This window comes from Plantactinospora sonchi (assembly GCF_036422035.1).
Classification (GTDB): Bacteria; Actinomycetota; Actinomycetes; order Mycobacteriales; family Micromonosporaceae; genus Plantactinospora; species Plantactinospora sonchi.
In genome coordinates this window covers 252352-277201 of record NZ_JAZGQK010000001.1, presented here as the reverse complement: position 1 = coordinate 277201, position 24850 = coordinate 252352, and the positions used below count along the sequence as shown (strand labels likewise).

The 24850-nt window shown below is 73.1% G+C and carries 22 protein-coding genes; 15 read left to right on the top strand and 7 right to left on the bottom strand.

Features of this window, described 5'->3' with window-relative positions; all coding sequences use genetic code 11:
* Positions 1 to 9: 9 nt before the first annotated feature.
* The 3 genes from hisN (at position 10) to V1633_RS01260 (ending at position 2559) form a co-directional block, all read left to right on the top strand.
* Positions 10 to 816 carry a histidinol-phosphatase gene (gene hisN / locus V1633_RS01270; RefSeq protein ID WP_331212207.1) on the top strand — a complete coding sequence of 269 codons (807 nt, stop codon included), beginning with the start codon at positions 10 to 12 and terminating at the stop codon, positions 814 to 816.
* 56 nt (positions 817 to 872) lie between these two features.
* The gene (locus V1633_RS01265) at positions 873 to 1745 is read left to right on the top strand and encodes a hypothetical protein (protein ID WP_331212407.1); all 873 of its coding nucleotides are present in this window, start codon (positions 873 to 875) and stop codon (positions 1743 to 1745) included.
* Between the two features lie 106 nt (positions 1746 to 1851).
* Positions 1852 to 2559, top strand: coding sequence for a DedA family protein (locus V1633_RS01260; RefSeq protein ID WP_331212206.1), 708 nt, complete (start codon positions 1852 to 1854; stop codon positions 2557 to 2559).
* Between the two features lie 15 nt (positions 2560 to 2574).
* On the opposite strand, the gene V1633_RS01255 is transcribed toward V1633_RS01260, so the two are convergent.
* Entirely contained in the window at positions 2575 to 3774 is a 1200-nt protein-coding gene (locus tag V1633_RS01255; RefSeq protein WP_331212205.1) for a glycosyltransferase, read from the bottom strand.
* Positions 3775 to 4015: 241 nt separating this feature from the next.
* Here V1633_RS01255 and V1633_RS01250 point away from each other — a divergent pair, with 241 nt between their 5' ends.
* The gene (locus tag V1633_RS01250) at positions 4016 to 4603 is read left to right on the top strand and encodes a DUF5709 domain-containing protein (protein ID WP_331212204.1); all 588 of its coding nucleotides are present in this window, start codon (positions 4016 to 4018) and stop codon (positions 4601 to 4603) included.
* A 75-nt stretch (positions 4604 to 4678) separates the two neighbouring features.
* Here V1633_RS01250 and V1633_RS01245 read toward each other — a convergent pair whose 3' ends face one another.
* Both V1633_RS01245 and macS read right to left on the bottom strand, forming a co-directional pair.
* Entirely contained in the window at positions 4679 to 5314 is a 636-nt protein-coding gene (locus tag V1633_RS01245; protein ID WP_331212406.1) for a response regulator transcription factor, read from the bottom strand.
* 114 nt (positions 5315 to 5428) lie between these two features.
* The gene (gene macS, locus V1633_RS01240; RefSeq protein WP_407951936.1) at positions 5429 to 6706 is read right to left on the bottom strand and encodes a MacS family sensor histidine kinase; all 1278 of its coding nucleotides are present in this window, start codon (positions 6704 to 6706) and stop codon (positions 5429 to 5431) included.
* Between the two features lie 146 nt (positions 6707 to 6852).
* Here macS and V1633_RS01235 point away from each other — a divergent pair, with 146 nt between their 5' ends.
* The 4 genes from V1633_RS01235 to V1633_RS01220 all read left to right on the top strand — a co-directional run bounded on the left by V1633_RS01235 (position 6853) and on the right by V1633_RS01220 (position 10063).
* Positions 6853 to 7362 carry an ATP-binding protein gene (locus tag V1633_RS01235; RefSeq protein ID WP_331212203.1) on the top strand — a complete coding sequence of 170 codons (510 nt, stop codon included), beginning with the start codon at positions 6853 to 6855 and terminating at the stop codon, positions 7360 to 7362.
* An 87-nt stretch (positions 7363 to 7449) separates the two neighbouring features.
* Positions 7450 to 8955, top strand: coding sequence for a glycerol kinase GlpK (gene glpK, locus V1633_RS01230; RefSeq protein ID WP_331212202.1), 1506 nt, complete (start codon positions 7450 to 7452; stop codon positions 8953 to 8955).
* A gap of 35 nt (positions 8956 to 8990) precedes the next feature.
* A complete protein-coding gene (locus V1633_RS01225; RefSeq protein ID WP_331212201.1) occupies positions 8991 to 9473 on the top strand; it encodes an NUDIX hydrolase in 483 nt (160 codons plus the stop codon).
* Between the two features lie 134 nt (positions 9474 to 9607).
* Positions 9608 to 10063: a hypothetical protein gene (locus V1633_RS01220; RefSeq protein WP_331212200.1), complete on the top strand. Its 456-nt coding sequence runs from the start codon at positions 9608 to 9610 to the stop codon at positions 10061 to 10063.
* A 178-nt stretch (positions 10064 to 10241) separates the two neighbouring features.
* Here the strand turns inward: V1633_RS01220 and V1633_RS01215 are convergent, their stop codons facing one another.
* On the bottom strand, positions 10242 to 10700 hold the full coding sequence (locus V1633_RS01215; RefSeq protein ID WP_331212199.1) for a carboxymuconolactone decarboxylase family protein: 459 nt from the start codon (positions 10698 to 10700) through the stop codon (positions 10242 to 10244).
* 154 nt (positions 10701 to 10854) lie between these two features.
* Between V1633_RS01215 and V1633_RS01210 the strand changes: the two genes are divergently transcribed.
* Complete coding sequence (locus tag V1633_RS01210; RefSeq protein WP_407951935.1) at positions 10855 to 11730, top strand: sigma-70 family RNA polymerase sigma factor; 876 nt, start codon at positions 10855 to 10857, stop codon at positions 11728 to 11730.
* Positions 11731 to 11823: 93 nt separating this feature from the next.
* Here V1633_RS01210 and V1633_RS01205 read toward each other — a convergent pair whose 3' ends face one another.
* The gene (locus V1633_RS01205) at positions 11824 to 12369 is read right to left on the bottom strand and encodes a hypothetical protein (RefSeq protein WP_331212198.1); all 546 of its coding nucleotides are present in this window, start codon (positions 12367 to 12369) and stop codon (positions 11824 to 11826) included.
* 145 nt (positions 12370 to 12514) lie between these two features.
* Between V1633_RS01205 and V1633_RS01200 the strand changes: the two genes are divergently transcribed.
* From V1633_RS01200 to V1633_RS01190, 3 genes are all read left to right on the top strand, one after another.
* Positions 12515 to 16585 carry an nSTAND1 domain-containing NTPase gene (locus V1633_RS01200; RefSeq protein WP_331212197.1) on the top strand — a complete coding sequence of 1357 codons (4071 nt, stop codon included), beginning with the start codon at positions 12515 to 12517 and terminating at the stop codon, positions 16583 to 16585.
* A 163-nt stretch (positions 16586 to 16748) separates the two neighbouring features.
* Positions 16749 to 17969, top strand: coding sequence for a glycosyltransferase family 4 protein (locus tag V1633_RS01195; RefSeq protein WP_331212196.1), 1221 nt, complete (start codon positions 16749 to 16751; stop codon positions 17967 to 17969).
* The gene (locus tag V1633_RS01190) at positions 17966 to 19249 is read left to right on the top strand and encodes a glycosyltransferase (RefSeq protein ID WP_331212195.1); all 1284 of its coding nucleotides are present in this window, start codon (positions 17966 to 17968) and stop codon (positions 19247 to 19249) included. Before V1633_RS01195 ends, V1633_RS01190 begins: the two co-directional genes overlap by 4 nt.
* On the opposite strand, the gene V1633_RS01185 is transcribed toward V1633_RS01190, so the two are convergent.
* Positions 19230 to 20060, bottom strand: coding sequence for a phosphoribosylaminoimidazolesuccinocarboxamide synthase (locus V1633_RS01185; RefSeq protein WP_331212194.1), 831 nt, complete (start codon positions 20058 to 20060; stop codon positions 19230 to 19232). The genes V1633_RS01190 and V1633_RS01185 overlap by 20 nt on opposite strands.
* Positions 20061 to 20274: 214 nt before the next feature.
* Here V1633_RS01185 and V1633_RS01180 point away from each other — a divergent pair, with 214 nt between their 5' ends.
* Positions 20275 to 21579 carry an ABC transporter substrate-binding protein gene (locus V1633_RS01180; RefSeq protein WP_331212193.1) on the top strand — a complete coding sequence of 435 codons (1305 nt, stop codon included), beginning with the start codon at positions 20275 to 20277 and terminating at the stop codon, positions 21577 to 21579.
* Positions 21580 to 21888: 309 nt separating this feature from the next.
* Here V1633_RS01180 and V1633_RS01175 read toward each other — a convergent pair whose 3' ends face one another.
* Positions 21889 to 22134, bottom strand: a complete 246-nt coding sequence (locus V1633_RS01175) for a hypothetical protein (RefSeq protein WP_331212192.1) — start codon at positions 22132 to 22134, stop codon at positions 21889 to 21891.
* A gap of 186 nt (positions 22135 to 22320) precedes the next feature.
* Between V1633_RS01175 and V1633_RS01170 the strand changes: the two genes are divergently transcribed.
* Both V1633_RS01170 and V1633_RS01165 read left to right on the top strand, forming a co-directional pair.
* Positions 22321 to 22971, top strand: a complete 651-nt coding sequence (locus V1633_RS01170) for a MarR family winged helix-turn-helix transcriptional regulator (protein ID WP_331212191.1) — start codon at positions 22321 to 22323, stop codon at positions 22969 to 22971.
* The gene (locus V1633_RS01165; RefSeq protein WP_331212190.1) at positions 22968 to 24749 is read left to right on the top strand and encodes an MFS transporter; all 1782 of its coding nucleotides are present in this window, start codon (positions 22968 to 22970) and stop codon (positions 24747 to 24749) included. Before V1633_RS01170 ends, V1633_RS01165 begins: the two co-directional genes overlap by 4 nt.
* The last annotated feature ends 101 nt before the right edge of the window (positions 24750 to 24850 follow it).

Below are 24850 nucleotides of genomic sequence, written 5' to 3'. Positions count from 1 at the left end.
TTTCCGGACATGGCCCGGTACGCGGACGATCTCTCCCTGGCGCACATGCTCGCCGACACCGCCGACTCGATCTCGATGGCCCGGTTCCGTGCCCTCGACCTGCACGTCGAGTCGAAGCCGGACCTGACCCCGGTCACCGACGCGGACACCGCCGTCGAGCGGGCCGTCCGGTCGACCCTGGCCCGGACCCGCCCCCGGGACGGGGTGCTCGGCGAGGAGTACGGCGCCACCGCCCCGGCCGCCGGCTCCGGCAGCCGACAGTGGGTGATCGACCCGATCGACGGGACCAAGAACTTCGTCCGGGGGGTGCCGATCTGGGGCACCCTGATCGCGCTGATGGAGGGTGACCAGCCGGTCGTCGGGCTGGTCTCCGCCCCCGCCCTCGGCCGGCGCTGGTGGGCGGCGACCGGGCTCGGTGCCTTCGCCGGCCGGCACCAGGCGGCGGCGACGCCGATCCGGGTCTCCGGGGTGAGCCGGCTCGCCGACGCCAGTTTCTGCTACTCGTCGCTCAACGGTTGGGAGGAGTCCGGCCGGCTCGACGGGATCCTCGACATCATCCGGGCCAGCTGGCGCAACCGGGCGTACGGGGACTTCTACGGTTACATGCTGGTCGCCGAGGGAGCGGTCGACGCGATGGTCGAGCCGGAGCTGTCGCTCTGGGACCTGGCGGCCCTGATCCCGATCGTCACCGAGGCCGGCGGCACCTTCACTGACCTGGCCGGACGCCCCGGACCAGCGGGCGGCAGCGCGGTGGCCAGCAACGGCAAACTGCACCAGGATCTCCTCGACCGGCTCGGCTGGCCCACCGGGCGGTAACGCCGACCACCCTCTATCCTCGCGGGGTGTCCACCGCCTGGTGCTTCCTCGCGGCGATGATCATCGTCTACGGCCTCGCCAACCTGCTCCAGTCGGTGGCGGCGACCCGGACCACCCTGCGCCACACGTTCGACCCCGGGCTGCTGCTCCGGCTCGCCGGACACCGCAGCTACCTGCTGGGCATCGGCTGTCAGGTCATCGGGTTCGCCCTCGCCTTCCTGGCCCGCCGCGACCTGCCACTGTTCCTGGTCCAGGCGAGTGTGGCGGCCGGGCTCGGAGTGACCGCCCTGCTCGGGGTCCTGGTGCTCAAGTGGCGCCTGCCGGCCGCCGAGGTGCTGCTGCTGGTACTGCTCCTGGTCGGGATCACCGCACTGGTGCTGGCCGCCCGCCCGGCCCCGTCCCGGCAGCTCGGTCCGGCCGCGGTGGTCGGGCTGGTCGTCGTACTCGGGGTGATCGGCGGGCTCGGCTTCTTCGCCGTACGGCTGCACGGTGCGCCGGGCTCGGTGGCGCTCGGCGCGCTGGCCGGGTTGGCGTTCTCCGCCGCCGCGGTCGCCGCCCGGCCACTCGCCTCGGTGCACTCGCTCGACGCGTTCCTCGGCGACCCGCTGCTCTACCTGCTGATCGCCCACTCGGTCGTCGGGCAGCTGCTGCTCGGGTTGGCCATGCAGCGTGGTTCCACCACCGCCGCGGTGGCGGCGATGGACGCCGCCGGCGCGGTGCCGGCCGCGATCGTCGGGCTGCTCCTGCTCGGCGACCGGATCTGGCCGGGCCGGGAGTGGCTGGCCACCGCCGGCTTCCTGATCACCCTGATCGCGGTGCTCGGGCTGACCCGGTACGCCGAACCGCAGCACCAGCACCCCGTCCTACCCGGCCAGCGCAAGGAAGGGCCCCTTGTTATCGCTTTCGGTAGAGGAAGGGCCCCCTATTAACCCCGTCGAGCGGGGTGGTCAACGCGTCCGGCGTCGACAGTCGGACGGGTAGGGTCGGCCCGGCAGGTGCGGTACACAGCCGACAACGCGACGGGGGACTCGCCGAATGTCGTGGATCACGGGTGGGCTCGACACCCTGTCGGAACTGCCCGCCCCGCTGTTGTTGCTGGTGGCGGCGCTCTTCGGGTTCGGCGAGTCGGGTCTCGGGGTCGGCACGTTCATCCCGGGCGAGACGGTGGCCCTGGTCCTGGCCGCGGCGGTGGAGAGCACTCCCGTCCTGGTGACGCTCGCGGCCGTGCTGGCGGTCGGGAACTCCGCCGGCGACCATGTGGGCTACCTGCTCGGGCGACGCTACGGTCAGCGGCTCCGGCAGGCACCGCTGCTGCGTCGCCTGGACGGCCGGCACTGGGACCGGGCCATGCACACGCTGCACCGGTACGGCGCGTGGGCGGTCTTCCTGACCCGACTGCTGCCGGTGGTCCGTACGCTCACCCCGGCCGCTGCCGGAATGGCCCGGGTACCGTACGCCCACTTCCTGCCGGCCTCGCTGCTCGGCGCCGTCACCTGGTCGGCGGTGTACGTCGGCGCCGGCGCCTTCGCCGGCACCTCGGTACGGCGGATCGAGCAGACCATCGGCAACGCCGGACTGGTCGTGTTGCTGGTCCTGGCGCTGCTGCTGGTCGGTGTGGCGCTGTGGCGACGACAGCGGGTCCGGTCGGAGCCCCGGACTGGGCCGGACGCACCCCGGTCGGAGCCCGGGACCGAACCGGAGCGGGTCCGGTCGGAGCCGCACCACAGCGGGACCGGGCAATGACGGTCGGGGCGACGGTCAACTGGCCGCCGGTTGACGGCGGCTCACCACCCGCTCGTAGAGCCGCTCCAGGGCGCTGGCCGTACGGTCCCAGGTGTAGCTGCACCGCGCCCGGTCCACGGCCGCGTGCCCGTACGCGAACCGCTCCGCGTCGGCGGCGAGCAGCCGGCGCAGGGTGATGCCCAGCGTGCGGATGTCGCCGGCCTGGACCAGCCGTCCGGTCACCTCGTCGACCACGGTGTCCGCGATGCCGCCGGTGGCGTAGCCGACCACCGGCACCCCGCAGGCCATCGCCTCCAGGGGCACCCGCCCGGCGCAGGCGTACCGGGGGGTGCAGGCCACCAGGTCGGCCGAGCGGTACCAGGCCGGCATCTCGTCGTGCGGCACCGGGCCCACCAGCCGGATCTGGTCGGCCACCCCGCTCTGCTCGGCGACCTCCCGCAGCCGGCGGGCCTCGGCGTGGTTGTTGAGCGTGCCGCCGGGCGGGCCACCGGTGATCACCAGTTCGGCGTCGCCGACCAGCCGCAGCGCCCGGATCAGGTCCTCGTGCCCGTGGCCGGGGTTCAGGCCGCCGGCGGCGAGGATCCTCGGCCGGACGTCCCGGGGGGCCGCCTCGCCCTCCGGGGTGAACAGGTCGGTGTCGACGCCGGTCGGCACCACGACCACCGAGGCGCGTTGCAGTCCCATTCGGGTCAGTTCGTCGACCTCGTCGCTGGACTGGGCCACCGCCATGTCCACCACCCGGGTCAGGGCGAGTTCCAGCGGGATCCGCTGGCCGGGTCCGGCGTAGTCGCGGCCGAGGTGGCGCAACTGTTCGGCACCGAGCGAGTGGAAGGTCTGCACGATCGGGATGACGGTTTCCCGTACGGCGCTGGCCGCCGCCAGTCCGCCGATCCAGAAGTGGCCGTGCACCACCTCCGGGGTCCACTCCCCGGTCCACCGCTCGGTCAGCCAGCGGCCGAGTTCGGGCACGTGCGGTACCAGTTCGCCGGTGGCGGTACGGCGCGAGGGCCCCACCGGCACACGTTCCACCTGATAGCCGGCGATCTCGCTGGTGGGCGGCAGGTCCGGGTCGTCGAGGCGCTCGTAGACCCGTACCTCGTGTCCCCGTCCGGCGAGTTCGGCGGCGACCCGTGCGACGTGCTGGTGCGTGCCCGCGTGCCGGTTGCGGACCTCCTGCGGTGGGCCGGCGTGTGCGCAGACGAGGCCGACGCGCATGGGTCACCTCCAACGTGGGCTTACGGGCAACGGCCGTTCGATCAGAGGCTCCCATTAACCACGCCGGACCGAGCGGAAACCTGGCAAGTCCGGCGCTCGCCAGCAAGTCCGACACCGGGCCGTCCGGCGGCCCTTCGACGATCGCCGGCTTGACCTGCGGTTTCGACCCGGACGGCGGGTCGGATACACCCCGGGGCGGAACGGGCGGGTTATCCGGTGGCGCATTGGGTAGTGATCCGTCATGCGCGAGCGTGACAGCGAGTTCCCGAAGCCGGTGTCCGACCCCGAGGCGGAGGGCCTCCCCGGTACCGCCGACGACGATTCGACGGCCGGCGACGACGTCCTGACCGGCCGTGAGGCGGACGGCCCGGATCCGGCACAGTTGCCCGCCGACCGGCCGCTCGCCGTCGACCGGTTCGGCACCACGGCCGAGGAGCAGCTCGACGGCGAGTCACTCGATTACAAGATCACGCGGGAGCAGCCCGAACGGGCGATCGACGACCCGCTCGCCGGCCCGGTGGACCCGGGCATCGCGGCCGAGGCGGACAGCGACGAGGCCGCCGCCGAGGCGCAGCTCGACGCGGACGTGATGGACGACGGGCCGACCTCGGATCCGCGGTCGCCGGTGTCGATCTACGACCACGGTCAGCTGGGTGACGCGCCGGGAGGTGGACCGGTCGGTCGGCTGGTCGAGCCGGACCAGGGTGCGCGCTACGACGACGAGACCGACTCGATCGCGTACGACGCCGGGGCGGCCGGCGGCGGGGCGAGCGCCGAGGAACTCGCGGTCAACGAGACCGACCCGCCACCGTCGTCGTCGGCCCTGTGACCAGTACCGCCGCCGGGTCGGTCCCACCCGTCGACCGTCCGCCGGTGGGCGGGGACGGCCGGTGCGCGGCCCTGGTCAGCCGTCGAGTCCCTGCTCGATCGCGTACCGGGTGAGTTCCACCCGGTTGTGCAACTGCAGCTTGCCGAGCGTGTTCTGGACGTGGTTCTGCACGGTCCGGTGCGAGAGACCGAGCCGGGCGGCGATCTGCCGGTAGGACATCCCCTTGGCGACGAGCCGGAGCACCTCGGTCTCCCGTTCGGTGAGCCGGGGCAGGTTCGCGTCGTTCGACGGCTGTGGCGCGACCGCGAGGCGCCGGTACTCGCCGAGCACCAGGCCGGCCAGCCCCGGGGTGAAGACGGCGTCACCGGCGGCGGTGCCGCGTACCGCCGCCAGGAACTCGGCCGGGGCGGCGGACTTGACCAGGTAACCGGTCGCGCCAGCCTTCACCGCGTCGAGCACACTCTGCTGCTCGCCGCTGGCTGACAGCATCAGCACCCGGACCTCCGGCAGCTCGGCCAGCAGCCCACGGATCACCTCCACGCCGGAGATGTCGGGCAACTGCAGGTCGAGCACCACCACGTCGGGTCGGGTGGCCCGGGCGACCCGGATCGCCTGACGTCCCTCGCCGGTGGTGGCGACGACGAGGTAACCGGCCTCGGTCAGGTCGCGGGCCACCCCTTCCCTCCACATCGGATGGTCATCGACCACCATCACCCGGATCGTCGGCTCGTCGGTCACGGGGCCGAGCGTAGTGCCGTACCGCGAACGGGCGCGAGCAGCTTCCCGACCGGTCGGGTCGGTCCGGGTCCAGGGTCGACGGTCCGCTCAGGATTCCGCCGGACGCCGGCCGCGCGGCACCCGCAGTTCGATCTCGGTCCCCTCCCCCGGGGCGGAGACGATCCGTACCGTCCCGCCGAGGTCGGCGATCCGGCCCTGGATCGACTGGGTGACGCCGAGCCGCCCCTCACCGGCCGCCTCGGTCAGCCGACCGGCCGGGATGCCGGGCCCGTCGTCGCGGACCGAGACCGTCACCTCGGCGGTGTCGTCCTCCACCAGCACCCAGCCCCGGCCGCCGCCGTGCCGGGCCACGTTGTCCAGCGCGGCCCGCACCGCCGCCGCGACCTCACCGGCCACGTCGGCCGGCATCAGCACCGGGGTCGCCGGGGTGGCGAGGGAGACCGCCGGCGCGGCAAAACCGCCGAGCAGCGCCCGGAGGTCGACCTCGGGCCGATCCAGGCCGCCGGGGGGCCTGGTCGCGATCAGGGTACGCAGCGCCGCCTCCTGCTCACCCGCCAACCGGGCCAGCTCGCCGGCCTCCCCGTCGAGGTGCGCGCCCCGGCGCTGTACCAGGGCGAGCACCTGCAGCACCGAGTCGTGGATGCCCCGGGCCAGCCGCTCCCGTTCCCGGGTCGCGGCCTCCAGTTCGACGGCCTGCTGCAGCCGCTCCTCGGCGACCACCGCGAGCCGGGCGAAGTGCCCGACCGCGATCCCGGCGAGCAGCATCAGGGCCGCGCCGGTCAGCGAGGACTGGCTGAGCCGTTCCCGGGCCGCCAGGTCGGTGGCGCCGAGGACCAGGGCGGCGGCCACCCCGCGTCGACGACCGCCGGAAACCGCCCAGGCGAGGACCGGACCGGCCAGCCAGGCCACGCTCGGTGGCGGGATTCCGGTGCCCAGTGCCTCCCGGCCGACCAGCCGGGGCGCGGCCACGACCACCGCCAGCACCACCCCGAGGTCGGCCAGCAGCAGCGGCCAGCGCCGCCAGGCGTGATCGGCGTACGCGTACCCGCTGAAGACCGTCCAGCCGGCCATCGCGAGCAGCAACACACCGCCGGCCACCGGGTGGGCGTACTCGGTCAGGTTGCGGACGGCGAGTACGGCGACGTACGCCAGGGCGGCGAACCGGTAGACGGCGATGGACCGCCACAGCGGCGCCTGCAGATTGCCGGGTGCCGTCTCCCGCCCACCCCGCGCAATCGCCGGGCCGGCCCCGATGCCTGATCCGTCCCAAACGCTCGATGTATCCCGAACATCCGAATCGGTACTGTCCTGTGACGGATCGGGGTCCGTCGCCCCGTCCCGCCCGTCGGTCGCCCACTCCGGCACGCCCCGACGATCCCACAACGCACGATTCCGGACGACCCCGTGCCCGTCCGGACACCGGAAGTGAGTGACGCGGATGCGAGTCCACCGGCCCTGACGTAAGGTGGGGAATCGGCGGAAGGGCCTGACGACCAGCGGCGGGATGGTTGATGAACGACTCAGATCCCCTCTCCCCCGCGGTCTCTGCCCCCACCCGGTCCACCCAGCTGCTCGTCCAGACCTTCGACCGGGACCGGGTCACCGAAGTCCGACACACCGTCGCCCAGCACGCCGAGGCCGTCGGTCTCGGCGGCGAGCGCCTGGACGACTTCGTGCTCGCGGTCAACGAGCTGATCACCAACGCGGTCCGGCACGGCGGTGGGCGGGGCGGGCTGCGGCTGTGGTTCGCCGAGGGTGTGCTGCACTGCGTCGTCTCCGACACCGGCACGGGCATCACCGGCGACCGGCTGGACGAGCACGCGCGCCCGGAGCCCGAGACGGCCGGCGGCTGGGGACTCTGGCTCGCCCGACAGCTCAGCGACGAGATGCTGGTACGCAGCGGGGCGGACGGCACCACGGTACGGATCAGCGCCCGGGTCGACACCGTTGCTCCCGAGCTCGACGTCCGACAGCTCGGCGAGGTCATCGGGCGGCCGGAAGAGGTCACCGGGGCAAACTGACCGCCCGGGCGGCGACCCCGCCGACGGGACGGGTCGCGCCGTACCTGGACGGGTGACGTGGCCCACGCCGCCGGGTACGGTGCTGCGATGACCGATCACCCCGCCGCCGACCGGTACGTCGCCGCGATCGATCAGGGCACCACCTCCTCCCGGTGCATCGTCTTCGACGCGGACGGCGGCATCGTCGCCGTGGCCCAGCGCGAACACCGGCAGATCTTCCCCCGCCCCGGCTGGGTCGAACACGACGCCGAGGAGATTTGGACGAACGTCGAGCAGGTCGTCCGGGACGCCCTGGCCACGGCGGAGGTCACCACCGGGCAGCTGGCCGCGGTCGGCATCACCAACCAGCGGGAGACCACGGTGGTGTGGGACCGGGCGACCGGCCGGCCGGTGCACCACGCCATCGTCTGGCAGGACACCCGGACCGGCCCGCTGCTGCGCCGCCTCGACGCCGAGTACGGCGAGCAACGCTTCCGGGACCGCACCGGGCTGCCGCTGGCGACGTACTTCGCCGGGCCGAAGCTGCGCTGGCTGCTGGACAACGTCGACGGCCTGCGGGACCGGGCCGAACGGGGCGAGGTGCTGTTCGGCACCATGGACAGCTGGCTGATCTGGAAGCTGACCGGCCGGCACGTCACCGACGTGACCAACGCCAGCCGCACCCTGCTGATGAACCTGCGCACCCTGGACTGGGATCCGGAACTGCGCGACGCGCTCGGAGTCCCGGCCGCGATGTTGCCGGAGATCCGCTCCTCGGCCGAGGTGTACGGCACCGGCACCGGCGCACTGGCCGGGGTGCCGGTGGCCAGCGCCCTCGGCGACCAGCAGGCCGCGTTGTTCGGTCAGACCTGCTTCCACCCCGGCGAGGCCAAGTGCACGTACGGCACCGGTAGTTTCCTGCTGCTCAACACCGGGGAGAGCCCGGTGGTGTCCCGGCACGGGCTGCTCAGCACGGTCGGCTACCGGATCGGGAACGAGCCGGCGACGTACGCCCTGGAGGGGGCGATCGCGGTCACCGGTTCGCTGGTGCAGTGGCTCCGGGACAACCTCGGGCTGATCTCCAGTGCATCCGAGATCGAAGAGCTGGCCCGGACCGTCGAGGACAACGGCGGCTGTTACGTCGTACCGGCGTTCTCCGGGCTCTTCGCACCGCACTGGCGCAGTGACGCCCGCGGGGTGATCGCCGGCCTGACCGGGTACGTCACCAGGGGACACCTGGCCCGGGCCGTGTTGGAGGCGACCGCCTGGCAGACCCGGGAGGTCGTCGATGCGATGAACGCCGACTCGGACGTGGCGCTGCGCCGGCTCCGGGTCGACGGCGGGATGACCGCGAACGGGCTGCTGATGCAGTTCCTCGCCGACGTGCTCGACGTACCGGTGGTCCGGCCGGCGGTCAGCGAGACCACCTGCCTCGGTGCGGCGTACGCGGCCGGTCTGGCCGTCGGGTTCTGGCCGGACCTGGCGACACTGCGCGCGCAGTGGCGTGCCGACGCGCAGTGGGAGCCGGCGATGGAACCGGCACACCGCGACCGGGAGCTGCGGCACTGGCGCAAGGCGGTGGCCCGCACCCTGGACTGGGTCGACGACGAGTGACCGGCGCCGGTGCCGGTGCCGGTTAGCCTCTTTTGATGAGGTCACCGGCTGGCGACTACACCGCGACCCTGCCCGGCAAGCGGATGGGCGCTGCTGTGCTGATCCGCCACGACGACGGCCGGATCCTGCTGGTGGAGCCGGCGTACAAGGACCACTGGGAGCTGCCCGGCGGCACGGTGGAAGCCGACGAGTCGCCGTACGACGCCGCGGTACGCGAGCTGGCGGAGGAGCTCGGTCTCTCCGTCACGCCGGGGCGACTGCTGGTGTTGGACTGGGTGCCGCCACGCACCGGCCGTACCGAGGGCGTCATGGTCGTCTACGACGGCGGTGTCCTGGACACCACGCGGGCTGCGGGAATCCGGCTGCCCGCTGACGAACTGCGGAGTTGGGCGTGGTCGACGCCGGCCGAGGCGGCGCAGCGACTTTCGCCGCTGCTGGCCCGGCGGGCCGCCGCCGCGACACAGGCGGTGACCGACGGTGTCACCGCCTACCTGGAGAACGGGGCCCCCGTCGTCTGACCTGTCAGTGCCGGGCGAGGTCGACGTGTCGTCCCGCCTCCGTCACCACCGCCGGTTCCCGACCCGTCGGACCATTGGGGACCGGCGGGAAGGGGGCACCGCCGTGTCGGTCCGGTCCACTAGCCTGACCCGCCGTGAGTTTCTTCGACAAATTCTCCGGTTGGCAGACGAAGTTCTTCCTCTGGGTCGGGCTTCCGGTCATCGCCGCCATCGGATTCACCTTCGGCATGTCCGACCTGGTCCCCGCCTGGCAGGCGAATGCCGGTAACGGCATTGCGGGCACCTTCACCGCCGTCCGGGAGGACTGTGGCCGGCGAAGCTGCACCTGGTACGGCAACTGGGCCGCCGCCGACGGCGGTGACCAACGCACCGACGTCATCCTCTACGACGAACCCGACGGGATGACCGCCGGACAGCAGGTGGCGGCCCGGGACACCGGCGCCCGCAACGGCGTCTTCTCCAACGAGGGCGGATACACCTGGCTGCTGATCACCGCGTTCGTGGTGGGTGGCCTGGTGGCGTCGGTGTGCTGGATCCTCTTCCTGGTACGGGCGATCCGCCGTCGACGTACACCTGCCCCGGCCGCCTGACCCCCGACCCGCCCGCGGGTTGGCCGCCTCCTTGCGAGAAGGCCAACCCGCCTGCCCCCCGACCCGCCCGCGGGTTGGCCGCCTCCCTTCCGAGACGGCCAACCCGTCTGAACCGGGGCCTGTCGATCCGGCACCCGAGCGCCGAACCGGTTACCGGGAGCCGACGACACCGGAGGTGTCAGCCGAAGTTCACCGGAGCCTGCAGCCGGACGGCGGCGTTGACCCGGTTGAACATGTTGCTGACCGCGATCCAGAGCACCAGCGCGGCAAGCTCCTTCTCGGTGTAGTGCTTGGCCGCGTCCGCCCAGATCTCGTCGGAGACCGCCTCCGGCCGGTCGGCGATCCGGGTGACCGCCTCGGCCAGCGCCAGGGCGGCGCGTTCGGCGTCGGTGAAGTACGGCGTCTCCCGCCAGGCCGCCACCGCGAACAGCCGCTCGTCGGTCTCGCCGCTCTGCTTGGCCTTGCGCGCCCCCATGTCCAGGCAGACGCCGCAGCCGTTGATCTGGCTGGCCCGCATGTGCACCAGCTCCAGGGTCCGGGCCGGGACCCCTGCGGAGTGCGTCGTCTTGTAGATGATGTTGATCGCCGGCAGGACCTCCGGAAGCAGGGTCGCCGGGTTGTCGAGACGTGCCTGCATGAGCTTCTCCTTGCCGCTGTGGCCGGTGTCGTGTCACACCGGCGCGGTCTCGTCCGTCGGCATGTCGACGGACCCCGAGCGGCGGATGTGACATATGTGGCAACGGTCACAAAGCTCCCGGAACGGTCGTCCATGGGAAAGGGAGGAACACGTGGTGAGCGGCAACGAGGTACTGGTCGAGCACTTCGAGCGGAACCGACCCCGGCTGCGCGGGGTGGCGTACCGGATGCTCGGTTCGCTTGCCGAGGCCGAGGACGCGGTCCAGGAGACCTGGCTGCGGCTCAGTCGCACGGACGTCGACGGGGTGGACAACATCGACGCCTGGCTGACCACGGTGGTCGGCCGGCTCTGCCTGGACATGCTCCGGTCCCGTACCTCCCGTCGGGAGGAGCCGATCCACGACCGGCCGGTCGAGCCGGCCGCGACCGGCGGATCGACCGACCCGGAGCAGGAGGCGCTGCTGGCCGACGCGGTCGGGCTGGCCCTGCTCGTCGTCCTGGAGACGCTGACCCCCGCCGAGCGGCTCGCGTTTGTCCTGCACGACATGTTCGCCGTCTCGTTCGACGAGATCGCGCCGATCGTCGGACGGACCCCGACAGCGGCCCGCCAGCTCGCCAGTCGGGCCCGGCGTCGGGTCCAGGGCGGGGCGACGACCCCGGAGACGGACCTGTCCCGGCAACGGGAGATCGTCGACGCGTTCCTGGCCGCCGCCCGGGCCGGCGAGTTCGCCGCCCTGCTCGCCCTGCTCGATCCCGACGTGGTCGTGCGCGCCGACGAGGCGGCGGCCCGACTCGGTGCCGGCGCCGAGGTACGGGGCGCCGAGCGGGTCGCCGCCCTCGTCTCCGGCGGGGCCAACGCCGCCCTCCCCGCGTACGTCGACGGGGCCGCCGGTGCCGTGGTCCGGACGCCGCGCGGCAAGCTCTTCCTGGCGCTCAGCTTCAGCATCGCCAACGGACGGATCATCGCGATCGACGTGGTCGCCGATCGCGACGAACTCGGTCAACTCGACGTGGAACTCGTCCACCCCTGAACCACTTCCCTCCCCGGCACCGCGCGCCCCGGATGTTAGGAAGGGCCCCTTCCTCTACAGAATGCGATAAGAAGGGGCCCTTCCTTGCACCAGTCAGGTGGTGCAGAGGATGCCGAGGTCGTCGACCCAGGCGCCCAGGGTCGTACCGTTGACCCCGATCTGCGAGACCCGGACCAGGACGTCCGTCGGGCCGTGGTTCCACGAGGTGGAGATGAAGGTGTACGGCGCGCTGCCGCTGAGCACCACCGTCTTCAGCGCCACGTACGTGAAGCTGTTCGGCTCGATGATCTCGAAGTTGATCTGTTGGTTGGCCAGCACCGGGTTGACCCAGATGCCCGCCGTGCAGCTGGTCGTCGGGGGCAGCGAGACCCGCCGTCCGACCGAGGAGAAGCCGGCGCTGCGCATCGAGATGAACCCGTCCTGCGCCCCGGTACGGGCCTGCAGGGTGCTGATCCCGCCGGCACCGTCACCCACGTGGGTGAAGCTCCAGTTCGCCGCCTGGGCCCCCTCGAAGCCGTCCTGGACGGTGATGATCGCGGCGCTGGCCGGCGCCGCCGTCCCGACGAGCAGGGCCGTGGTCAGTCCGAGCAGGACCGCCAGGGTCCGTACCCCGCCGACCGATGTACGGATGAACCGCATTTCTGATCACCTGATCTTTTCGCTGGTGGGGCGCCTGCCGCACCCCGGTTGAGGCAATGTCTAGTCGCCGACTCGTTGTCCGGCTTCGGGCCGACGGACCGGACAATCAACCCCGGACAAACCGACGTACGGATGGATGGGTGCCGTGCCGAGACCCGAGGGTGAGCTGGGGCCGGGCAGCCCCGCGGTGATGGAGTTCGCGGCCGGGCTGCGACTGCTCCGGGAGAAGGCCGGCCACCCGGGTTACCGGGAGCTGGCCCGTCGGGCGCACTTCTCGGCGACCACGCTCTCCGAGGCGGCGGGCGGGCGGCGGTTGCCGACCCTCGCCGTCACCCTGGCGTACGTCAACGCCTGCGGCGGGGATCCGGCGGAGTGGACGGCACGGTGGCAGGACCTCGCCCGTACCGAGACCGGCGGCGGGCCGTCCGATCCGGTCCGGGCCGGCGAGGACGACATGCCGTACCAGGGTCTGCTGGCGTACGGGCCGGAGCGGGCCGAGTGGTTCTTCGGCCGGGAGGACGTCGTCGCCGACCTGCGGCACCGACTGGCGCACCGGCGGTTCGTGGCACTGTTCGGCGCCTCCGGCAGCGGCAAGTCCTCTGTGCTCCGGGCCGGTCTGGTACCCGCCGCGACAACAGGCGGCCCGACACCGGGAGCGACGACAGGCGGCCCGGCAGCGACGGCGAACGGGTCGGCGCCGGGAACGACGACATGCGGCCCGGCAGCGACGGCGGACGACCCGACGCCGGGAACGACGGTGAACGGATCGGCGCCGGGAGCGTCCGCGGTGGCGGCGGGCGGCCCGGCGCCGGCCGTACTGGTGCTGACGCCGGGACCGGACCCGCTCGGCGAGTTGGCGGTGCAGTTCGGCCGGCCGCTGCGGATCCCGGCCGGTACGCTCCGTGCCGACCTGGCCGCCGATCCGTCCCGGCTGCACCTGGTCGTCCGTCAGCTCCTCGCCGACGCGTCGCCGGAGTCGGAACTGTGGCTGGTCGTCGACCAGTTCGAGGAGATCTTCACACTCTGCCGGGACGCCGACGGCCGGGCCGGCTTCGTGGCCGCCCTGCTGACCGCTGTCCACACCCCCGGGAGCCGGCTGCGGGTGGTGCTCGGGGTCCGCGCCGACTTCTACGGCCGCTGCGCCGAACTGCCGGAACTTGTCGGCGCGCTGGCCGACGCCCAGGTCCTGATCGGTCCGATGACCGCCACCCAGATCCGGGACGCCGTGGTGCGGCCGGCCGAGCGGGCCGGGGCGATGGTCGAGGGTGCCCTGGTCTCCACCATCGTCGCCCAGGTCGCCGGCCGGGTCGGTGCGCTGCCGGTCGCCTCGCACGTGCTGCTGGAGACGTGGCGACGGCGGCGGGGCAACGCGGTGACGCTGGCCGGCTACCGGGCGGCCGGCGGGGTGGACGGTGCCGTCGCACAGAGCGCCGAACGGATTTGGCAGGAGTTCACCGTCGACCAGCGCCGGGTGGCCCGCCACCTGCTGCTCCGACTGGTGGAGATCGGCACCGGGGACGAGCCGGACGCGGCACACCGGGTGGACCGGACCGAACTGCCCACCGCCCGCCGGATGGGCCGCTCCGAACTGGACGAGACCGACCCGCCGACGCTCGGCGTACTGGAACGGCTGGCGGCGGCCCGGCTGGTCACCGTGGACGACCGGTCGGTCCGGCTGGCCCACGAGGCGCTGCTCGACGCCTGGCCCCGACTGCGCCGCTGGCTGGAGGAGGACCTCGACGGCGTACGGGTGCACCGGCGGTTGACCCAGGCCGCCGCGTCGTGGCGGTCCCTCGACCACGATCCGGGCGGGTTGTACCGGGGGCTGGCGCTGTCCCGGGCCCGAGCCTGGGCACAGGCGCACCCGGAGAGCCTCACCGGCCCGGAACGGGAGTTCCTCGACGCCAGCCGGGCGGCCGAGGACGCCGTGGCACGTCGGCGACGGAACCGGCGACGGCTCGTCGGCGGCGCCCTGGCCGGCGTCGTCGCGGTGGTGACCGTACTGGCCGGGGTCGCGGTCGTACAGGCCGGGCAGGCCCGTGACCAGCGGGATCTTGCCGTACACCGGCAACTGGTCGCCGGGGCGCGGGCGCAGCTGCCACGCGATCCGCAACTGGCGTTCATGCTGGCCCGGATGGCGTACGACCTGCGTCCGGACACCGAGGCCGAGACGGTGTTCCGGCAGGCGACGCTGCACTGGCGCGGCCTCGGCAGCCGGCAGATCCTCGACACCCGACGGGTCCTGGTCACCCGGCTGAAGAACGCCGCGTTGACCCCGGACGGCCGGTACGTCGCCGTCGCCGCGCCGGACGGCACGGTGTGGTGGTGGGACGGGACCGAGCCGTCCGGACCGGTGCCGCTGCCCGACCCGGGGCGGGACATGCACGCCCTGGCGATCAGTCCGGACGGCCGCTGGGTGGCCAGCGGGCACCGGGATCCGGCGGTACGGCTCTGGGACACCGCCGACCTCGGCGGCGGCCCGGTCCTGCTCTCCGGTCACCGGGGCGCGGTCCTCGACGTCCGGTTCAGTCCGGACGGCCGCTGGCTGGCCACCGGGGACGGCGACGGTACGGTCCGGATCTGGGACGTCTCCCGGCGACCGCGTGCCCGGGTCCTGCCGCACGCCGGCCGCGGCGGGGTCTACTCGCTGGCCTGGTCACCGCAGGGGCGGCGGCTGGCCGCCGCCACCGTCGCCGGGCCGGCCCGGGTCTGGGACCTGACCGCACCGGAGCGTCCGCCCACCGAACTCGCCGACTCCACCGGCAGCGCCGACGGGCTGCTGTTCAGCCCGGACGGCCGGCGGGTGGCGGCCACCGACAACGTCGCCGGTGAGGGCAGCAGCCTGCGGATCTGGAATGTGACCGGCGGCGACCGCCCGGTGCTGCTCGGCCGGCTCCGGGGGGTGCTGCCGGCTGTCTTCAGCCCGGACGGGCGTCGGCTGATCACCAAGAACAGCTACGGCGTGATCGGGGTCTGGGACACCGCCGGAACGAACGACCCGCTGCCGCTGCGCGGGCACGCCGGCGCGGTCTGCGCGCTCACCCTGACCCCGGACGGTCGGCTGGTCAGCGTCGGCGAGGACGGCACGGTCCGGGTCTGGGACGTCGGCGGGGCCTACGACCCGTCCGTGTTCCGCCCGCACGCCGGTCTCGTGCACGCCGCCCGGTTCAGCCCGGACGGCCGGCACGTGGCCAGCGCCGGCATCTACGACGGTACGGTCCGGGTCTGGCCCGCCACCGACAGGGCCGACCCGGGCAGCTCCGGAGCCGGCTCCCCGCCACCGGAGAACGGCTCGCCGACCGGCACCGCCTCCCCGACGCCGGACGGCACCGGCCCGGCGGTGCTGGCCGGGCACGCCGGGATGACGATGGACGTCGCCTTCGCCCCGGACGGGACCCGGCTGGCCAGCCTCGACGCGGCCGGCACGGTACGACTCTGGGGCTGGCCCGGCGGCCAACTCAGGAACACCTTCCTGGCCGGTCCGGCGAGCCGGATCACCTTCGACCCGACCGGTCGACGGTTGCTGACCAGCGGCGGCGGCGGAATCACGCTCTGGGACCGGATCGACAACCAGCCGCCGGAGCCGGTACGCCTCGGGCCGGCCGGCACCGGTGCGGCGTTCAGCCCGGACGGCCGCCGGCTGGCCACCGGCGCCGACGACGGCACCGTACGACTGCACGACGTCACCGGCGACGACCCGCGACCGCCGACCGACCGACCGGTGCTGACGCTGGCCGGCGCGACCGAGCCGGTGAGTTCGGTGTCGTTCAGTCCGGACGGCACCCGGGTCGCCGCCCTCGCGCGGGACAGCACGATCCGGATCTGGCCGGCGACCGGCGGCGCCCCGACCGTGGTCCTCGCCTCCGCCGGCCAGGGCAACGCCACCACCCGACTGGCGTACACGCCCGGTGGGCGGCACCTGGCGTTGCTCGGCGGCGAGGAACTCACCGGGATCCAGCTCTGGCCGGCCGCCGGTGGCACCACACCGGTCACCCTGCGCACCCTCGGTCCCGGGCCGCTCGGGTTCACCTTCGCCCCGGACGGCGAGCGGATCGCCACCGTGCACTCCGACGGCTCGGTACGCGTCTGGCGCTGCGACGTCTGCGGTCCGGTCGACCGGCTCCTGGCCACCGCGGACACCCGGGCGACCCGACCGTTCACTCCGGACGAGCGGCGTACCTTCCTGCTCGACGACGTACCCGACGCCGGGTCCTGACCACCGGTGTCCCGCTTCGTCGATGACAGCCTGACCGCCGCCGGTGTCCCGCTTCGTCGATGACAGCCTGACCGCCGCCGGGGTCTCGCTTCGTCGATGACAGTTCGCCGGCCGGTCACGATGTCGTGGCCTGGACGGCGGAGACCTGCACGACCGTGGGCCCATGCGGATCGCGATCGTCACGGAGTCGTTCCCGCCGGACGTGAACGGAGTGGCGCACTCGGTCGTCCGGGTGGCGGAGCATCTGGTGCGCCGTGGTCACCACCCGATGGTGGTCGCCCCACAGCCGGCGGCCGGCCCGGCGGGGCGTACCGGTCAGCGTTCTCCGGACGCGGCGCTGCCGTACCCGGTGCTGCGGGTGCCGTCGGTGCCGACACCGGGCTATCCACAGTTCCGGCTCGGCCTGCCCGGCCGTGAACTGACCACGGCGCTGCGCGCGCACGGTACCGACGTGGTGCACCTGGCCAGCCCGTTCGTGCTCGGCGCCCGGGGCGTGGCGGTGGCCCGGGCGCTCGGCCTGCCGTCGGTCGCCGTCTACCAGACCGACGTCGCGGCGTACGCCCGGGCGTACCGGGTCCGGGTGACCGAGGCGGCCGCCTGGCGGTGGCTGCGGTACGTGCACAACTCGGCCGACCGGACCCTCGTCCCGTCCACCGCGACCGCGACCGCCCTGCACGAACACGGGGTACGGCGGATCTGGCTGTGGCAGCGCGGGGTCGACGGCGTCCGGTTCCACCCGGAACACCGCAGTGCGGCGCTGCGCCGGGCGCTGGCCCCGGACGGGGAGGTCCTGGTCGGCTACGTGGGCCGGTTGGCGGCGGAGAAGCGGGTGGAACTGCTGGCCGGGGCGAGCACCCTGCCCGGGGTCCGGGTGGTCGTGGTCGGCGACGGTCCGGCCGCCCCGGCGCTGCGGCGGGCCCTGCCGAACGCGCTCTTCCTCGGCCCGCGGCACGGCCGGCAACTGGCCCGGATCTACGCCAGCCTGGACGTCTTCGCGCACACCGGCCCGTACGAGACGTTCGGTCAGACCGTGCAGGAGGCGATGGCGAGCGGACTGCCCGTGGTGGCGCCGGCCGCCGGAGGGCCGCTGGACCTGGTCGAACCGGGTTGCACCGGCGCTCTGGTGCCGCCGGACGACCCGGTCGCGTTCACCGCCGCGGTCGCCGAACTCGCCGTCGACCCGGAGCGCCGGACGGCGTACGGGCGGGCCGGGCGGGACGCGGTCGGTGGCCGTACCTGGTCGGTCATCGGCGACGAACTGCTCGGGCACTACGCGGCGGTACGGGCCGGGGTGGCCGGGAACGGCGGCGGCGTCGGCCCCGTCTCCGGCGTCGGCGGTGTCCGCCCCGGTCGGCTCTTCCGGCCCCGGCAGGCCGCCGCGTGAACGGTCGGTCCGCGACGACGGGTGGCAGGCGGATCGTACGGCTGGCGAACTTCGTCACCGAGAGCTCGGGCGGGCTGCGTACCGCGCTGCGGCAGCTCGGCGCCGGCTACGCCGCGGCCGGTCACGAGCCGGTGCTGGTGGTGCCCGGTCGGCAGGACAGCGACGAGCTGACCGGGCAGGGTCGGGTCGTCACCGTGGCCAGCCCGGCCGTACCCGGAATGGGTGGCTACCGGGTGCTGCTCGACCGGCGACGACTCGTCCGGTTGTTGCGGGAACTCCGCCCGGACCGGCTGGAGATCTCCGACCGGACAACGCTGCGCTGGACCGGCCGCTGGGCCCGCGAGCAGGGCATTCCGACCGTTATGGTGTCGCACGAGAGCCTGGACGGGCTGCTGCGGCTGTCGACCCGGGGGCGGTTCGGTGCCGTTGGGCTGGCCGACCGGCTCAACACCCGTACCGTCGCCAGCCATGACCGGATCGTCTGTACGACCGGCTGGGCGGCGGCCGAGTTCCGCCGGATCGGCGCGCCCGACCTGCACCAGGTGCCGCTCGGGGTCGACCTGCGGCACTTCCACCCGGACCGGTACGACCCGGAACTCCGGGCCGCCCACGCCGGCACCGACGAACTGCTCCTGCTGCACTGTGGCCGGTTGTCGCCGGAGAAGCGCCCCGAACGGTCCCTCGCCGCGCTGGCCGAGTTGCGCGCCCGGGGCGTACCGGCGGTCCTGCTGGTGGTCGGGGACGGGCCGCGCCGGGACCGGCTGCGCGCCACGGCCGCGCGCCACGGCCTGCCGGTCCGGTTCCTCCGGTACGTCGCCGACCGTGACCGCCTCGCCCGGCTGCTCGCCACGGCGGACGTGCTGATCGCGCCCGGTCCGGTGGAGACCTTCGGTCTGGCCGCCCTGGAGGCGCTGGCCAGCGGTACGCCGGTGGTGGCGAGTGCGGAGAGCGCGTTACCGGAGGTGCTCGGCGCCGCCGGGCTCGCCGCGACCGGTGCCGGGACGGCGTACGCGGACGCGGTCCTGGCCCTGGCCGCCCGCCCGGCGGGAGAGCGTCGCACGGCAGCCCGCCAGCAGGCGGAACGCTATCCGTGGTCGGCGTCGGTGGCCGGTTTCCTCGCCGCGCACGACCTGCCGGTCGGGCCACCCGCCCGCGACCTGCCGCTCGGGCCCGGTCCCGTCGTGCCACCCACCACCCGGCTGCCGGCCGGGCCGCCCGCGACCGGGCTCCCGGCCGGGCCCGCCGTGCCGGCCGTTCCGGTCACCAGCGGCGACCGGTGATCCGTTCGTAGACCTCGATGTAGCGCTGCCGGGTCGCCTCGACGACCTCGGGCGGCATCTCCGGGGCCGGACCCGTCTTGTCCCAGCCGGTGCCGACCGCCCAGTCCCGGACGAACTGCTTGCTGAGCGCGTACTGCGGGCGGCCGGGTTGGTAGTTCTCGGCCCACCAGAACCGCGACGAGTCGGAGGTGAGGACCTCGTCGCCGAGGGTCAGGGTGCCGTCCGGCGCCCAGCCCAGTTCGAGTTTGGTGTCCGCGATCAGGACACCCCGGTCGGCGGCCAGCTCGGCGCCGCGCCGGTAGACGTCAAGGGTGATCTGGCGGAGCCGCTCGGCGGTCTCGGCGCCGACCTTGGTCACGACGTCGTCGAAGGTGATCGACTCGTCGTGTTCGCCCTGTGGTGCCTTGGTCGTCGGAGTGAAGATCGGCTCCGGCAGGATCGAGGACTCCACCAGTCCGGGTGGGAGCGGGACGCCGCAGACCGTCCCGGTCCGCTGGTAGTCGGCGAGGCCCGAACCGGTCAGGTAGCCCCGCGCGATGCACTCGACCGGCACCATGTCGAGCCGGCGCACCCGGATCGCCCGACCGGCGAACTCGTCCGGTACGTCGGTCGCCGAGATGACGTGGTTCGGCACCAGGTCGGCCAGTTGCTCGAACCACCAGAGGGACAGCGCGGTGAGCAGTGCGCCCTTGTCGGGGATCGGGGTAGGCAGCGCCACGTCGTAGACCGACACCCGGTCGGAGGCAACCAGGATCAGGTCGTCGCCGTCGGCGTACACGTCCCTGACCTTGCCTGAATGCAGCAGTTCCACGGGCCCAAGTACATCACGGGGTGTTGCCGGGTCCGGGGTGGCCCCGAGCCGTCCGGGCAGCACCCCGCTGGCCGCCGGCCCCGGACGCCGACCTGGCCGCAGCCTCGGAAACCGGGTCGACGATCCCGGCCGGATGACCGTTGACACCTGGCAAGGGCGGCTGTGTAAATGATCCAGTTGCCGTCGCAGATGACCGGTGCCGTCAGGAGCTGTCGTGCCTCTCCCCCTTTCCACCCCGGCCGGCCGGGCCCGGCGTCGGCTCGGCGCCGCACTGCTCGCCGCGGTGCTCGTGCTCACCGGCTGCACCAGCGAGAAGGTCACGCCCCGGCAGAACCGGATCGAGCTCTCCGTCTTCTGGTGGGGCGGGGACCAGCGGGCCGCGCTGACCAAGCAGGCCCTGGAGGTCTACAGCCAGCGGTACCCGAACGTGCGCTTCACGTTCACCTGGCAGGGGAACGCCGGCTACTACGACCGGCTCTCCACCGAGGCCGCGGCCGGCAACGCGCCCGACATCTTCCAGATCGACGACAACTACCTGACCGAGTACGCCCAGCGGGACATCCTGCTGGACATGACCGAGTACGTCCGGGCGGACCTGCTCGATCTTCGCAAGTTCCCGAGCGGGCTCGCCCAGTCCAGCCAGGTCGGCGGCCGTACCATCGCCGCGGCGGGGGCGGAGAACACCCCCGGCCTGATCTACAACAAGAGCCTGCTCCAACGGCTCAACCTGCCGGAGCCGCGCATCGGGATGTCCTATCCGGAGTATCTGGACTGGGCCGAGCAGGTGACCGTGCGCAGTGGCGGCGAGGTGGCGGGCACCATGGACCCGTCCGGCGACTACAAGGCACTGTGGATGTGGTTGCGGTCCCAGCAGAAGGAACTCTACGAGGGCCGACAGGTCGGCTTCACCGAGGACGACCTCACCGAGTGGTTCGAGATGTGGCAGGGCGCCCGGCGCAGCGGCGCGGCCCCGCCCGCCAAGGTCATCCAGCCGGCGAACAGTGGTGACGTGACCAAGCAACTGGTCACCAGCGGCAGGGCGGCGACCTCGTTCGTCTGGTCGAACCAGTTGCCCGAGCTGCAGAAGCTGACCCGGGACAAGCTCGGGGTGGTCAGCTATCCGGGTGAGCCGGAGGCCCAGTGGGCCCGGGCCGCGATCTACTGGGCCGGCTTCCGGGGCACCCGACACCCGGACACCGTGGTGCACGTCATCGACTTCCTGGTGAACGACGTCACGGCCGGCAGCATCCTCGGTACCGAACGCGGCCTGAGCGCCAACCTCGACGTCCGCAAGGTGGTACAGGAGTCGCTGACCGACGAGAGCATGCGGCTGACGGCGGCCTTCGGGGTCCAGATGGCCGACCGGTTCGGGTCGGCTCCGGTGCCTCCGCCGAAGGGGCACTCCACGGTCAAGACCCTGCTGCTGCAGGCGGCCGAGAACGTCCAGTTCGAGCGGGCCACTCCCCGGGAGGCCGCCGCCGCCTTCATCAGTCAGGCGAACGCCGCGCTGACCAGTTAGCCGGCGGCCGCCCGTCCCCCGTGCCCCTCCGGCTGACCGACCGGACGCCCCCGGGCGTCCCCGACGGCCCGACCAGCCGCCGCGTCACCGTCCCGATCGCGGCCGACCGCCGCCCCGGCCGACCGCGTCACGTCCCGGCCGATTGCGCCATCGTCCCGACGGCCGGCCGACCGTGTCCGGGTGGACGGGACGGACCGCCAGCTCACCGCGGACACCCGGACGACCCTCAACCGTCCGGAGGGCCCGGCCAGCCGCGTCACCGTCCCGACCGCGCGGCCAGCCGCGTCGCTCGGCTGCCGCGCCCGACCGCTAGTCGCGGCCCGATCGGCGGTTGCGCATCACGACGAGAAGTACGACCACGATCACGCCGACCACGACCAGGCAGCACACCAGACCGAAGATGCCGAAGCCGCCCCGGGAGCGTCGGCGCGCCGCCTCCAGGACCAGCTCGCCGGGACCGGTCGAGGCCCAGGCCATCGCCGGCACGAACACCGTCAACGCCGCGACGCCGAGCACCGTTGTCAGCCGGACCCACCACTTTCTGAAAATCTCCATACCCCCATCCTCGGTGCTGCGGGCAAGTCCCGCTGGCGACGCGGCCGAGGACGCGGTCGGAACCTCCGGGCGGTACGGGCGGACAGCGCCTCCGGTCGACCCGACAGTGACCGGCGCCGATGCGGTGACCAGCGTGTGGCCCGGATCATAAGACACTTCTATAAGCCCGTGATGTAAAAAAGTCCGGTGACGAACCGATCTTCGGAGCGCCGCCTCCGGCCGACCGGGACCGCCGCGCCCCACGCCGACGGGGCCGGGCCGGGCACCGCCTCACCCGACCCTGCCGGACCGGGCACCGCCTCGCCCGACCCTGCCAGGCCGGGCACCGCCTCGCCCGACACTGCCGGACCGCTACCAGGCGACGCCAACGCCGGGGTGGACCTGCTCCAGACGGTCACCAGCTTCGACCGCCTGCTACGGCTGCTCCGGCGCCTGACGACCCCGGACGGCCTGAGTCTCACCGCCGCCTCGACGCTCTACCTGCTCGACGAGGCCGGTGCGCAGCGGATCTCCGACCTGGCCGTCGCCGAGGGGGTGACCCAGCCCGGGATGACACAGCTGATCAGCCGACTGGAACGGGACGGCCTGGCCGAGCGACGCGGCGACCCCGCCGACCGGCGGGTGGTCGCGGTGGCGATCACCCAGGCCGGCCGGGAGCTGGTGGCCCGCCGTCGTCAGGCCCGGGCGGAGCGCCTGGCCGGTCTTCTCGCCGACGTCTCCCCCGAGGAGCGGGCGGCGATCGTCACGTCACTTGCGGTACTGGACCGACTCGCCGGACCGGCACGGAACCCGGTCGAGTACGGGCCTTCGGTCGAGCCAGGGAGCGGAACACGATGACATCGGTTACCGACGCCGGATCCGGGAGCGGCACCGGTCGCCCGAACGGGCGGGTACGGGGAGCGTTGAGCGGTGGGGCGGACCACCCGGGCTACAAGTGGATCGCCCTCACCAACACCACCCTGGGCATGCTGCTCGCCACGATCAACTCGTCGATCGTCCTGATCTCGCTGCCGGCGATCTTCAACGGAATCCACCTCAACCCCCTGGAGCCCGGCAACGTCAGCTACCTGCTCTGGATGCTGATGGGCTACATGCTGGTCACCGCGGTACTGGTGGTCACGCTCGGCCGCCTCGGCGACATGTACGGCCGGGTGCGCATCTACAACGCCGGTTTCGCGCTCTTCACCGTCACCTCGGTCGTGCTCTCCCTCGATCCGTTCGACGGGGGCGGCGGCGCGCTGTGGCTGATCGGCTGGCGGGTGCTCCAGGCCGTCGGCGGCGCGATGCTGATGGCGAACTCGGCGGCGATCATCACCGACGTCTTCCCCGCCCGGCAGCGGGGTACCGCCCTCGGCATCAACATCGTCGCCGGCATCGCCGGCTCGTTCATCGGCCTGGTGCTCGGTGGTCTGCTCGCCGAGTGGAACTGGCGGTCGATCTTCTGGGTGAACGTGCCGATCGGACTGCTCGGCACCGTCTGGGCATACCGCTCGCTGCGGGAGAACCGGGTCCGGGTCAAGGCGCGGGTCGACTGGTGGGGCAACCTCACCTTCGCGGTCGGCCTCACCGCGCTGCTGGCCGGCATCACGTACGGCATCCAGCCGTACGGCGGGCACACCATGGGCTGGACCAATCCGTGGGTACTGGCCGGGCTGATCGGCGGAGTCGTCGTACTCGCGCTGTTCTGCCTGATCGAGAGCCGGGTGGCCGAGCCGATGTTCCCGCTGCGGCTGTTCCGGATCTCCGCCTTCGCCAGCGGCAACGCGGCCAGCCTGCTCGGCTCGATCGCCCGGGGCGGCCTGCAGTTCATGCTGATCATCTGGCTGCAGGGAATCTGGCTGCCGCTGCACGGCTACAACTACGAGCAGACCCCGCTCTGGGCCGGCATCTACCTGCTGCCGCTCACCATCGGGTTCCTCGCCGCCGGCCCGCTGTCCGGGGCGCTCTCCGACCGCTTCGGCGCCCGGGTCTTCGCCGCCGGTGGCCTGCTGGTGATGGCCGCCTCCTTCGCCGGCCTGCTGCTCATCCCGAGCGACTTCAACTACTGGATCTTCGCGGTACTGGTCTTCCTCAACGGTCTCGGTGGCGGCCTCTTCGCCGCGCCGAACACCGCGATGATCATGTCGAGTGTCCCGGCCCGGCTCCGGGGTGCCGCCTCCGGAATGCGGGCGACGTTCCAGAACGCCGGCATGGTCCTCTCGATCGGCGTCTTCTTCTCGCTGATGGTGGCCGGACTGGCCGGCTCCCTGCCGGGCACCCTGGAGTCCGGGCTGACCGCGCAGGGGGTGCCGGACGACACCGCGCACGCCATCGCCGGGCTGCCGCCGGTCGGTACGCTCTTCGCCGCCTTCCTCGGCTACAACCCGATCCAGCAGCTGCTCGGCCCCCAACTGCTCGACGCACTGCCGGAGTCGAACGCGCACACGCTGGTCGGCCGGGAGTTCTTCCCCAACCTGATCTCGGTACCGTTCCACGACGGGCTGACCGTGGTGTTCTGGCTCGCCATCGCGATGGCGCTGGTCGGGGCGATCGCCTCCCTGCTGACCCCGAACGCCGCCCCGGCGGCCGAGCCGCTCACCGACCGGCACAGCAGCCGACGCGACCAGACCGGTTGACCCGACCGGTACGCGACGTCCCGGCCCGACCCGGCGACCGACGTCTCAACGCGACCCGACCCGACCCGGCCCGGCCCGGCGACGATCGGGACGCCGGCCAG